This window comes from Anabaena sp. CA = ATCC 33047 (genome assembly GCF_963870205.1).
Lineage (GTDB): Bacteria > Cyanobacteriota > Cyanobacteriia > Cyanobacteriales > Nostocaceae > Trichormus.
This window is the reverse complement of the sequence record NZ_CAWMSA010000035.1, coordinates 95,402-109,296: the sequence shown is the minus strand read 5'-3', so window position 1 is coordinate 109,296 and position 13,895 is coordinate 95,402. Positions and strand designations below refer to the sequence as shown.

Here is a 13,895-nt window from a genome sequence, read left to right as displayed (position 1 = left end):
ATGACTATAACAAAATGGGCCAGCATTTATACGCTTTACTTGTTGGTATCGACAACTATCCTGACCCCAATCATCGCCTTCAAGGGTGTGTGAACGACATAACAGTAATACAAGAGTATCTTAACGAACGGGTCGATCAGCAGCAGTATGAACTGCATTCATTGATACTTAAAAATAGTGAAGCCACTCGTCAGGCGGTTATTAATGGCTTCCGCAACCATCTTTGTCAAGCTCAACAAAATGATATAGTTCTGTTTTACTACAGCGGTCATGGTTCTCAGGAGTTAGCACCGAAAGAATTTTGGTATTTAGAACCAGACCATCTGGATGAAACTTTAGTATGTTATGACAGTCGTACTGAGAACGGCTGGGATTTGGCTGATAAAGAATTGGCACTACTGATTGGGGAAGTCGCAGAAAACAACCCCCATATCACAATTATTTTAGATTGCTGTCACTCTGGTTCTGGTACTAAAGATCCCATGCAGACAGCTAAGGAACGTCGCTTCCCCACAGACAAGCGATCACGTCCATTAGATAGCTTTATCTTTTCCCTCGACGATTTAGAGAGACTTTCAGATACCCACAACCCCGAAAAACACCCGACTGGGTGGAAAATCCCCAGAGGTCGTCATGTACTTTTAGCAGCTTGTCGAGACCACGAAACGGCAAAGGAATACTATGGTGGTGGCCAACACCGGGGTAGTTTCTCCTATTTCTTACTGGATACCCTTTCTAAAACTAACGGAAAACTAACTTATCGAGATTTATTTGCACGCACCAACGCTATTGTCCGCAGTGAAATTACAGACCAGTCTCCTCAGTTGGAAGTAAATGATCCTGAAGATGACAATAAATTTTTTCTCGATCGCGTGATCGCTGAACATGACCCCTATTTTATCGTTCAGAATCACAGAACCTACGGATGGGTAATTGATGGTGGTGCAGTTCACGGAGTTCAAGCACCTGAACATGGAGAAACTACTTTACTAGCATTGTTTCCCTTTGATGCCAATATTGATGATCTACGTGACCCATCGAAATCTGTGGGTATAGCAAAAGTTACTCAGGTACTACCAGGTAAGAGCAAAATAGATATTGAAGGTATACAAAACTTAGCTGCTGATAACACTTTTAAAGCAGTTGTGACGAGTCTACCTCTACCACCTTTAGGAGTGTACTTTGAGGGAGATGAGGATGGTGTCACCATAGCAAGGGAAAAGCTGAGAACAGTGGGTAATGGTAAGTCTCCATCACCATATCTCCGCGAAGAGAAAGAAGCTAGTCAAGCTGAGTTTCGTCTGTTGTGTCACAACAACCAATATGTAATAGCCAAACCAACAGATAGCCGACCTCTTGTAGAACAGATTGATGGTTACACACCAAAAAATGCAGAAATAGCAATTAAACGCCTAGAACATATTGCCCGTTGGACAACAATTGCTAAACTTTCAAATACTGCGGCAACTCGGATTAAAGCTGGTGATGTGAAGATGGAACTTATCTTTGCTGATGAGGATTTACCACAATCAAACCAGATGCGTTTGCCATACAAATATAATAATGGAACATGGCAACGACCAGAATTTAGACTTAAACTCACCAATACGACGAAAAAGCCACTTTTCTGTGCTTTAGTTAACCTGTCAGATAGTTTCTCCATTAGTACCCCGTTTTTTGAAGCAGGTAGCATTAGACTGGAAGCAGAACAGGAAGCTTATGCTTTAGATGGAGAAGAATTGCAACTAGAAGTCCCAGACGAGTATTGGGAACAGGGTATCACGGAGTACAAAGACATTATTAAATTGATTGTTAGTAATGATGAGTTTGATCCAAGATTGTTAAATCAAAGCAAACTTGATGCTCCTCGGCTTAAAGCAATAGATAGGAATTATGCAAATCAAAGTAGTCTTGATCGGTTGATGGATCGTACTCAAAATCGAGAAATTAGAGCGAAAAGTGACGCTGTTAGATTTGATGATTGGTACGCTGAAGAAATCACAATTACTACAGTCCGTCCCCTGCAATCTACACCAGTTTCTCAGCAACAAGAACAACAATTAGGCGCAGGGGTAAGATTACAACCACATCCTAATTTAGTGGCAAATGTTAGCCTCACAACTATACCAGAAGTGAGCCGAGATTTGGGTAACAACATTGTACCTCCTATCTTGAGAGAAAATTCCGAAGTTATTCAACCGTTCCAATTTACTGCCAGTCGTGCTACTGACCCTGGATTAAGTGTATTGGAATTAAACGATATTCAAGATTACAAAGTTGTTACTCCTAATGCACCTCTAAAATTATTTGTTGATGCACCACTAGCAGATAATGAGTATATTCTTCCTATCGGCTATGACGGAGAATTTTTCTTGCCGTTAGGTCGTGGTCATAAAACTTTACATGGTCAAACAGAAATTGAGATAGAACAATTACCAGCCCCAGTTAGTCAAGGAGAGAAAAGCCTACAAGGTTCTATTCGCATCTTTTTTCAAAAAATTATCAACCAAAAATTAGGAAAAAAATATAACTATCCTCTACTCAGAGTAGTAGAAGTTAATGATAATCAACAAGTTAATTATCTACCAGATGAGGTAACTATTAACCGAGTTAAGGAAGCAAAAAGAATTGCTGTTTATATTCATGGAATTATTGGCGATACTGAAAGTTTAGTGGCAACCATCAAACAGCCTATATTACAACCAGACAGACAAACAGTTTCTATCAGCGAACTTTATGATCTAATTCTTACCTTTGACTATGAAAATCTCAACACTTCCATTGAAAATAATGCTCAATATTTAAAAAAGCGATTGAGAGATGTAGGTCTGGGAGAAAATCACGGCAAAGAATTACATATTATTGCTCATTCAATGGGGGGATTGGTATCTCGTTGGTTCATTGAAAGAGAAGGAGGAAATAAAGTTGTCCAACACTTGATTATGTTGGGTACACCGAATGCAGGTTCTCCTTGGCCAGTTGTAGAAGATTGGGTAAAACTCACTTTAGGTATTGCACTTAATGGTCTTGCTATCATTGCTTGGACTGCAACTGTGGTAGCTGGACTAATGGGTGCTTTAGAAAGAAATATTCGGGTAGCATTAGCCCAAATGAACCCAGCTTCTGATTTTCTCAATTCTCTAGCAGCCAGTGATGACCCTGGTATTCCTTACTCAATTATTGCTGGTAATACTTCTATGATTACATCTGTTGTTCCAGCAGCATTAGAGCAACAACCAGAGAAAAATTCTAGTGTGCTAGAACGACTCAAGCAAAGTTTATTTAATAGAGTTGTAGCTTTACCTTTTGGTGGTGAACCGAATGATATTGCTGTGACGGTGGAAAGTATTAATAGCATTCCTCAAGGGCGATCGCATCCTCCCCATATTCAAGAAGTACCTTGCGATCACTTGAGTTACTTCCTGAATCAACCTGATGAAGTTGGGTTACAAGCTTTGATTGCAGCTATTACGAATCAAGAATATTCTTATGGAGAGTTACAAAAACCTTATAAAGATCAAGAATTACAGGGACTTTATGAAGGATTACAAGATTTATGGGAAAAACAAGAAATTCATACTTGTTCTATTTGCTCGAATTTTATCACAGTTAATCAAAAATTTGAAGGTGCTAGTAATGTTGAGTCTTTCATTGCGAAAAACAGAAAAAAAGTGGAAAATATAATTGTTGAAATTAATAGCACATATTCGGCAAAAGAAATAAAAGATAACTTACATCAAATTGCAATTATAGGGTTCTACAGAAGTAACAGTTTCCGTTCGTTACCTGCAATTATTTCCCAAAAAGATAATTTTTTACAAATCGAGCTTGAAGACATTTTTAGCTTTTTAGATCCTAAAGAAAATCAACAAACTGAAAATATTCCATCTTTTTCAACAGAGATAATTTTGTTTGCCGTTTACTATCAGAAGGAGAATAAACATGGATACTAAGAAAGTAGAAGAGGTAAGGAAGACAGGATGTACTCTTATTGCTTTTAAAGATGGTAAGTATGAAAGAGCAGCATCTGAAGATTTTAAAACAGAAGCTGACATAGTTATTTTAATTCATGGCTTTACGAGTCATGGAGAATACATGGGTCAGGAATTAGTACCTTATCTTTATAGTGAAAATTATCAAATCTTCTTGTTTAATTATGATTCTTACAAAGGAATATTATCTGCTGTAAGGAGTTTACAAGAATTACTGGAAACGTATGATAATCTAACTAATCAAAAAATACGCTCCAAGAAAATATTCCTTATTGGGCATAGTATGGGTGGTCTTGTAGCTCGTCAATTTACTATAGATGATGCAAAGAAGGACAATTCAGATAGGTTTATAAAAGGAGTGATCATGTTGGCTACTCCTAATAATGGTGTATTACAAAATAAATTAAGTAACGAAAATTGGAGAAATTTTGTTAAGTATTTAATATCTGTTTCAGAAGAAATAGGCGGAGTATTCCCACAAGCCAGAACATTGGAGTGCGTCGCGGTAAAAGAACTTGCTAAAATTGATGAGTATAATATTATTGATAAATTGAATTACGAATGGGAAAAGATGAGTTGCAATTTGCCACCAAGTTTATCTATATCTGGTGGACAAAATTATCTTGAATTCACTAATAAATTAATTGAAGGAATAATTAATCGTGGAATTCAGCAATTAATATCTGATTCTAATACCCGCTGCCCTAATGATGGAATTGTGCTTGAATGCAGTGTTGATATGAACTCATGTATTAGCTATCCCCAACAAAATCAACAATATATACACCTGAATAATTATCATGAATATTCAAATACCAATCACAATACAATTCATATCCAACAAATAGTATCAATTAAAATTGTAGAATGGTTACAAACAATCAGCAAAAAAAATACGAGTTTACTAAATAACGCATAATAATAAAATTGATTGTAGTGCTTTTGAATTTTTAGAGTTAACATAACAATTATGTCTAAACATAAATTTAACCTTAATTTTGCTATTATTATCGGTATTAATAATTATCAAAGCGGGATCAAAGAGCTAGAAACGGCAGTTCCAGATGCTATTAAACTTGCTGAAATTCTACAAAAGCAGCATGATGCTCTAAAACCACAATATCAAGCACAAAATAAATATGAAGTGCAATTATTTTTAAATCAACGCGCTGGTCTTAAACAACTGAATCAATTAATTGCAGATTTTAAACAAGGTCAAATACCATTAGACAGAGGTAAAGTTACAGTTACAGAAAATGATCGCCTCCTTTTTTACTTTGCTGGGCATGGAATTGCTTTAGATGCTCTAGAAAATCAAGAAGGCCCAGTGGGTTACTTAATTCCTCAAGATGCTATATCAGGGGATAGCAGTACCTACTTGCCAATGCAGGAATTGCATGATGCTTTAAACTCACTTCCTTGTAGGCATATGTTAGCAATTCTTGATTGCTGCTTTGCAGGAGTATTTCGTTGGGCAAGTCTAAAAAGAGAAATTGTGCCTAAAGTAAAAGTATATAAGGAACGCTACGACCGATTCATTAGCGATCGCGCTTGGCAAGTAATTACTTCTGCTGCTGATGACCAAACAGCTTTAGATTCTTTAGGTTCACGGGGTATGGTCACAGAGGGGAACGAAGTTCATTCTCCCTTTGCCAAAGCTTTGTTTGATGGTTTATTTGGGAAGGGTGCAGACCTAAATAAAGATGGTATCATCACCGCAACTGAGCTTTACTTGTATTTAAGAGATCAAGTCGAAATCCTTACAGAAAATAACTACAAGCGGCAAACCCCTGGTTTGTGTCCACTGAAAAAACACGATAAAGGGGAATTTATCTTTTTGTCGTCTGAATTTGACCGAAATAATTTGGAGGATGCACCGCCACTAAATTTAGAAAATAATCCCTATCGAGGATTAGAATCCTATGATGAAAAACACAGTCATTTGTTCTTTGGTAGAGAAGAACAGATTAAAAAGCTTTACCAGAAAGTAGTTGCTAACAACCAGAAGTTAACATTAGTTTTGGGTGCTTCAGGTACTGGCAAATCCAGTTTGGTGAAAGCCGGACTTATTCCTAAACTCAGGAAAGATAAAACTTGGTTTATCCTACCCCCTTTTCGACCAGGGGAGTCTCCTTTCAAATCATTGAATAACGCACTAGAATCGGTTAAGCAGCCTTTGATTGCTGCTTCCTCAACGACGACACCTTCTCGTTTGCTTACCCCAGCCGAAGAAAGCCTTGCAAATTGGTTTAATAATCATCCTCAAGCAAAGCTACTGGTGGTTATTGATCAGTTTGAAGAACTGATAACTCTGTGTAAAAGTGACAAAGAGCGAGAGCAATTTGAGCAACTGATTAAAAATGCAATTACCAAATATGCCGACAAAATCCATGTAGTTATCACCTTGCGGCTTGACTTTGAAGCACAGCTTCAAAACTCTGTACTTGAAAAGTTCTGGAATGATGAGACTCGGTTTGTTGTCCCACCAATGAGCCAGAATGAATTTCGGGAAGTGATTGAGAAACCTGCACTAGAAAAAGTTATATATTTTGACCCTCCCAGCTTGGTAGATGACTTGATTAACGAAGTTGTACAAATGCCGGGTGCTTTACCTTTGCTTTCTTTCACCCTCAGTGAATTGTACTTGAAATATTTGCAGGAGCGGAGAGATAACCGGGCTTTAACGAAAGAAGATTACGAACAGTTAGGAAGAGTAGTTGGTTCTTTAACCAAACGAGCTAATCAGGAATATGATCATTTAATTCAAGAAAACCCCGCTTATGAAAACACTGTACAACAGGTAATGTTACGAATGATTTCATTGCAGGGTAGGGAGTCAGCACGACGGCAAGTTCCTAAATCGGAACTGGTGTATGCCAATGAGGAAGAAAATAAACGGGTTCAAAGAATTATTAAATGCTTTTCTGAAGCTCGCTTAATCGTTGAGGGTTCTAATTCTCAAGGTGAACCTTATGTGGAACCAGCACATGATGCTTTAGTACAGGGGTGGGTTAAGTTACAGGAGTGGATTAAACAAGAGCAACAGAATTTACCTTTACAACGACGATTGACATTAGCTGTCCTTGAGTGGAAAACTAAGAAACAAAGCCAAGATAGGCAAGAAGCAAAGTTCCTTTGGAATGCCGATCCTTACTTAGATGTTTTAAACAAAATACTCAATTCCAGTGACAATTGGCTTAACCAAGTAGAAACTGAGTTTGTTAAGTGTAGCACCAACCTCAGAGAAAAGAATCGTCGCATTAGAATGGGCTTGGTTGCTACCGCATTCTCTTTTATCTCCATATTTTCTTTTATACAATGGAAACAAAATCAAGAAGCTCAGAGTATCAACTTGAGTGTATCTTCAAAAACTTTATTTGCTGCTGATCAACAAATAGAAGCGTTAGTAGAAGCCATAAAATCTGGGAAAAAGCTCAAATCTGTGGTTATACCAGAAGCAAGTACCACTCACCAGGTTGTAACAACTCTATATCAATTAGTTTACAGTTCGATAGAGTATAATCGTTTGCAAGAAGAAAAAGGATTTTATCGTGCTAGTTTTAGCCCTGATGGCAAGATGCTGGTTTCAGTAAGTCAGGACAATATTATCCAATTGTGGAGCTTAGATGGTAAGAAACTTAAGAAAAATTTTACCAGTAATCTTTCAAGTGTAGATAGCATCAACTTTAGTCCCAACGGCAAAATGCTGGCTCTGGCAGGTAATAATGATAATTTTATCGAATTTTGGAATCTGGATGGAGAAGATAAACCCAGGACGCTTAAAGGAAAACTTTCAAAAACAAATAGTGTTAGCTTTAGCCCCGATGGTACAATGCTGGCTTTAGGAAGTAACGACGGCATCATCCAATTATGGAATTTAGATAGTAATGAAGTTAAAACTTTTACTACTAATCTTAAAATAAATAGTGTTAGCTTTAGCCCCGATGGTACAATGCTGGCTTTAGGAAGTAACGACGGCATCATTCAATTGTGGGATTTTCGTAGCAATGAAATCAAAAATTTTAATAGTAAGTATAAAATAAAAAATGTTAGCTTTAGCCCCGATGGTACAATGCTGGCTTCAGTAAGTACAGGAATCATTCAATTGTGGAGCATTCAAACAGGCGAAAAAATCGGTGCGGGAAGGGAACTCGTAGGGGATGTGGATTGGGTTAGTCGTGTTAGCTTCAGTCAAGATGGCAAAATGCTGGCTTCAGGTGGCTATAACGGCATTATTAAAATCTGGGACACTGAAACAGGTAAAGAACTCTTAAGCATCCAAGGGAGTCGAGGTAGGACTGGTGCGTCAATTATGGATATCACTTTTAGTCCTAACGGCAAGATGTTAGCTTCAGTAGATGATGACAAGTTTATCAAGCTCTGGAATCTGAATGGTGAGAATAAATCCAAGATGCTCAAGGGTCAGCTTTCAAAGATAAGGAATATTAGCTTTAGCCCCAACGGCAAGATGTTGGCTTTGGCTGGTGATGATAAGTTTATCGAACTCTGGAATCTAGATGGACAGGATAAACCCAGAAAACTTCAACTACAAGTTTCAAAGATAAGGAGTATTGGCTTTAGCCCTAACGGCAAGATGCTGGCTTTAGCTGGCGATGATAAGTTTATCGAACTCCGGAATTTAGATGAACAGTATGAACAGTATCAACCTGGAAAACTTCTAGGACATAAGTCACGTGTTAATAGTATTAGTTTTAGCCCTGATGGCAAGATGCTAGCTTCAGCGAGCGATGACCAGACAATAAAACTATGGAGTCTAGATAGAAACAAAGAACCCACAACTTTAAAAGGTCATAGTAATTTGGTCAATTTTGTTAGTTTTAGTCCTGATGGCAACTTCCTAGCTTCATCAAGTAAAGACCACACTATCAAACTCTGGAGATTGAAAGACAATAAGGAAGTCTGGAGTAAGAAAATTGGGTCTGGTTCTGGTGGCCAAACCTGGTGGGTTGGTTTTAGCCCTGATAGCACAATATTGGCTTCGGTGGGTTCTTACAATTTTATCCAGCTCTGGAATCTAGACGGTAACGAATTCAGAAGGCTTAGAGGTAATCTTTCAAATATCAATAGTGTAGCCTTCAGTCCCGACAGCAAGATGCTAGCCTCAGTAGAAACGACAGAAGATTCAGTAGGTAAAGCAGAGGAAAGCGTCATCAAATTCTTAAACTTAGAGGGGCTTGAATTCAATAGGCTCAAAAGCCAATTTGTAGATATTAATACCATCAGTTTCAGTCCTGACGGCAAACTTTTAGCTGTAGGAGTTGAAGATGGCACTGTTATATTACACAACTTAGATTTAGATAATTTATTAAGACGCGGATGTCATTGGATACGTGATTATTTGCGAAATAACCCTAATGTTAGTGAGGTCGATCGCCATCTCTGTGACGATGTACCACCAATTACTACAAATCCTGAGAATTAGGTGAGTTAAAAGCGAACTGCAACCACCATATGTCCAAATCCAAGTACGAATTTTACCGCGACCTTGCAGTAATCATTGGGATTAATAACTACTCAAATGGTATTCCAGAGTTAGAAACGCCTGTCGCTGACGCTGAAAAATTCGCCAAAATTCTCCAAGATAATTATCAATATGAGGCGCAGATATTACTAAACGAAAAAGCGACATTGAAAGAGTTAAATTCTCTACTGGAGGACTTCAAGCAAAAAAAATTACGCCTACCAGATAAAACTGTACAGATAGAAGAAAATGACCGCTTAATACTTTACTTTGCTGGACACGGAATCGTCCTCAGAGATGGGCTAGAAAATACGGATAATCTGGAAGGATATCTTGTTCCCCAAGATGCTAGAGGAGATATCTTGTTGCAAAACAATATTCTTCTACCTATGCAAGACTTGCATGATGCACTAGCACAATTACCTTGCCGTCATTTGCTAATTATACTTGACTGCTGTTTTGCTGGGGCATTTCGGTCGAGTTTGTATAGAGAAATTGTACCTGCACGAAAAGTTTATAAACAACGGTACGATCGCTTTATTAGAGATCCAGCATGGCAAGCGATCGCATCTGCGGCTCATGACCAAAAAGCTATTGACCATCTAGGTTGTTTTGGACAGAGAGGAAGCAAAGGCAAACACTCTCCTTTTGCAAAAGCTTTGTTTGACGGTTTGCTGGGTGCTGCTGACACAACTCTAAGAGAAGGTGATGGTATTATCACAGCAACAGAACTTTACTGTTATTTACGCGATCGCGTTGAGGAACTAACTGATAAATATGACAAACGCCAAACTCCAGGTTTATTTCCTCTGAAAAAGCATGATAAAGGCGAGTATATCTTCTTGCTTCCCAACTTCGACCAAAACAATTTAGAAGATGCACCAGCACTCAAGCAAGAAAACAATCCTTATCGGGGTTTAAAGAGCTATGAAGAAGAACATTCTCTCCTGTTTTTTGGTAGAGATGAACTTGTCAAAGAACTATCTACCCATGTTTCTCAAACCAATAACCCACTCACCGTAGTTTTGGGTATTTCTGGTTCTGGAAAGTCGAGCTTAGTGAAAGCAGGACTCATTCCTTATTTACGAAAACATCATAACCAAGAATGGTACATCATACCAACTATTCGCCCAGGAGATAATTCTTTCACTTCTCTGGCAGAGGCACTTGTAGAAAAGTCTGAAACAGATGGAAATTACTTAAACAAAATTAAATCTCTAAATCAGACATTAAAACAAATACCACAGGATTTTATTAAGATAATACAAGAATTACTACTAATACCTGAAAAAGTAAAAATTTTATTAGTTATAGACCAATTTGAAGAACTAATCACAGTTTGTAATCCACAAGAAAAAGAACAATTTTTAAATTTCCTTAGCAGTATTTTAGAAGCTCATCCTCAGCAAATTTCCATTGTATTGACTCTGCGTTCTGACTTTGAACCTCGGTTTTTAGATTCTGCTCTGAAAGCATATTGGACACAATCTCGTTTTCCTATACGAGCTATGAGATCCGATGAATTACGGCAGGCAATTGAACGACCTGCTAACGAAAAAATGCTCGATTTTGACCCACCAAATTTAGTTGATCAGTTGATTGACGAAGTGGGGCAAATGCCAGGAGCATTGTCGCTATTATCTTTTACATTGAGTGAACTATATATTAAAGCCATAAATCGAGAAAGCAGAACTTTAAGTAAGACTGATTACGATACATTAGGCGGAGTTGCAGGTTCATTAACACAAAGAGCAACTCAGGAATACCAAACATTAGTGAAACTTGATCCAGCTTATGAACATACCGTCCGCCAACTCATGCTGAGAATGGTAGCTATTGAAGGTAATGAATTAGCACGACGACGAGTACCAATGTCAGAACTGGAGTATGAGAGTGTAGAAAAAAATCAAAGGGTGTCGCGGGCGATTGCTCAGTTTTCGGCGGCACGTCTAATTGTTGAAGGTAAAGAAACTGGTGACGAACCTTATGTTGAACCAGCACACGATGCCTTAGTAAGCGGGTGGAACAAACTACAGGAATGGAAAAATGATGAGCAAGGAAGTTTAGTTTTGCGTCAACGCTTAACACCATCTGCTAACGATTGGCTAAAAGATGGGCGCAAATCTGATTATCTATGGATTCGTGATCCTCGCCTCGCTATCCTGGAAAAAGTCCTGGAATTGCCATCTGAAGAAAACTGGCTCAATCAGCTAGAAACAGAATTTGTGAACACCAGTATTCAGAAAAGAAAGGATGAACTTGAAGAAACTAAAGAACAACTCCGCATTTCTGAAGAGCGTCGTATCGAAGCAGAAAAGCAAACTGCGATCGCGCTTGCTAGAAATTCTGAAGCCTTACTATCTTCTAATCAACAATTAGAAGCACTGATTGCAGCAGTAAAGGCAGGAAGAAAATTACAAAATCTACTAGCAGAAGAAGCTATTTCTTCACAAAGTTTGTTATTCAAGCAAACTGTGTTATTCAAGCAAACTGTGATTGCCCTAGAACGAGCAGTTTATGGAGTGAGAGAGCGTAACCGTTTGGAAGGACATAGCGGGCCAGTTCAAAGCGTCTGTTTTAGTCCTGATGGCAAGATGATTGCCACTGCTAGTTGGGATAATACAGTTAAGCTATGGAGTAGGGAAGGTAAAGAACTAAAAACTCTGAAAGGACATTATGATGGTGTTTTAAGTGTCTGTTTCAGTCCTGATGGTCAAACTGTTGCCTCAACTGGTTGGGATAACACGATCAGAATATGGAATCTGGAGGGACAGGAGCTTACACAGCACCCTCTCGGATTTGGCCATACAGATCAGGTATGGTGTGTTTGTTTTAGTCCTGACGGAGAAATGATCGCCTCTGCCAGTCATGACAGGAGAGTTAAACTGTGGAATAAAGATGGACAGTTTCTCAGAAACCTTTGTGAATCAAGTACCACCGAGCATGAACTAACCGTCAGTAGTGTTTGCTTTAGTCCTGATGGAAAAATAATTGCTACTGCAAGTTATGATAACACAGTTAAACTTTGGAATCTTGACGGTACTTTAATTAAAAGTTTTACACATAGCGGGGCAGTTTATGATATCAGTTTCAGCCCCGATGGTAACACTATTGTTTCTGCTAGTGCAGACAAGACAGTAAAAATTTGGAGTTTAAACGGCAAAAAACAAACTCTTAAAGGACATGAAGGTGAATTTACGAGTGTTAGGTTTAGCCCTGATGGAAAAATAATTGCCTCTGGTAGTAAAGATAATTCTATCAAGCTTTGGAGTAAAGACGGTCAGGAACTTACAACTCTCAGAGGGCATACTGCGGAAATTACTAGCATTAATTTTAGCCCTGATGGTAATATCATTGCTTCTGCTAGTGAAGATTCAACTGTCAAGATTTGGAACAAAGACGGTCAACAAATCACTATCCTTCCAGAATATGGTGAAGGGGTTACTCAAGTCTGTTTTAGTCCAGACGGCAAAACAATTGTTGGTAATGCGAAAAATACACTCAAACTCTGGAATCTTGATACTCAAGAGAGCAAAATGTTTTCTGATATTACTGGTGCAAACAATGGTATCAGTTTCAGTTTTAGCCCAGATGGTAACGCGATCGCGGTCTGTGGAGGTTTTGACAAAATGGTTAAACTTTGCAATCTTGAAGGCCAAGAAATTAAGAACTCTAACGATTATTATCACGCAATAAGGGCTATCCGGTTCAGCCCTGATGGTAAAACTATTGCTTTTAATAATAATAAAAAGATTGACCTTTGGAATTGGGAGAATCAAGAGATAAAAACCCTGTCAGGGCATACAGGCAAGGTTTGTAGTCTATGTTTCAGCCCAGACAGTAAGATAATTGTTTCTGGTAGTGATGGTTCTGATAAGACAATTAAACTGTGGAACCTAAGCAGTGGTGAAGTTATCATCCTTGAAGGTCATAGTAATAGTGTAAATCAAGTCTGTTTCAGTCCAGATGGCGAAATAATTGCTTCTGCCAGTTCTGATAACACAGTAAAACTTTGGAATCTTAATGGACAAGAACTAAAAACTCTCCGAGGTCATAGCTATCAGGTATTTGATGTAACTTTTAGCCTTGATGGGAAAATGATTGCTTCTGCTGATTGGGATGGCACAATCAAACTTTGGAATCGTGATGGTCAACTGCTCACAACTTTAGAAAAACGAAGTGAAAAACTATCCAGTATTAGCTTCAGCCCGGATGTTCAAATCCTGGCTGCTGCCAGTAATAAAGGAGTAATTTTATGGAACTTCAATTTAGATGACTTAGTAGCACGTGGTTGTAATTTGTTACATGAATACTTAATGAATAACACTAATGTTCAAGAAGAGCAAAATCTCTGCAATGACAGATGAATAAGCAGTAAGCAATATACGCAAAATAGTTCACAGAAAATAACTGACATTCTC

The 13,895-nt window shown here is 38.2% G+C and carries 4 protein-coding genes; all 4 read left to right on the top strand.

Annotation, left to right across the window (positions count from 1 at the left end; all coding sequences use genetic code 11):
* The first annotated feature begins 14 nt into the window (after positions 1 to 14).
* The 4 genes from AACS98_RS08030 to AACS98_RS08015 are packed head-to-tail and all read left to right on the top strand — an operon-like array spanning position 15 to position 13,841.
* On the top strand, positions 15 to 3,953 hold the full coding sequence (locus AACS98_RS08030; RefSeq protein ID WP_084386886.1) for a caspase family protein: 3,939 nt from the start codon (positions 15 to 17) through the stop codon (positions 3,951 to 3,953).
* Positions 3,943 to 4,911 (top strand): esterase/lipase family protein, encoded by a 969-nt coding sequence (locus tag AACS98_RS08025; RefSeq protein ID WP_066377989.1) that lies wholly within the window; start codon positions 3,943 to 3,945, stop codon positions 4,909 to 4,911. Before AACS98_RS08030 ends, AACS98_RS08025 begins: the two co-directional genes overlap by 11 nt.
* A 51-nt stretch (positions 4,912 to 4,962) precedes the next feature.
* Complete coding sequence (locus tag AACS98_RS08020) at positions 4,963 to 9,435, top strand: nSTAND1 domain-containing NTPase (RefSeq protein WP_066377988.1); 4,473 nt, start codon at positions 4,963 to 4,965, stop codon at positions 9,433 to 9,435.
* A 29-nt stretch (positions 9,436 to 9,464) separates the two neighbouring features.
* Positions 9,465 to 13,841 (top strand): nSTAND1 domain-containing NTPase, encoded by a 4,377-nt coding sequence (locus tag AACS98_RS08015; RefSeq protein WP_066377986.1) that lies wholly within the window; start codon positions 9,465 to 9,467, stop codon positions 13,839 to 13,841.
* The last annotated feature ends 54 nt before the right edge of the window (positions 13,842 to 13,895 follow it).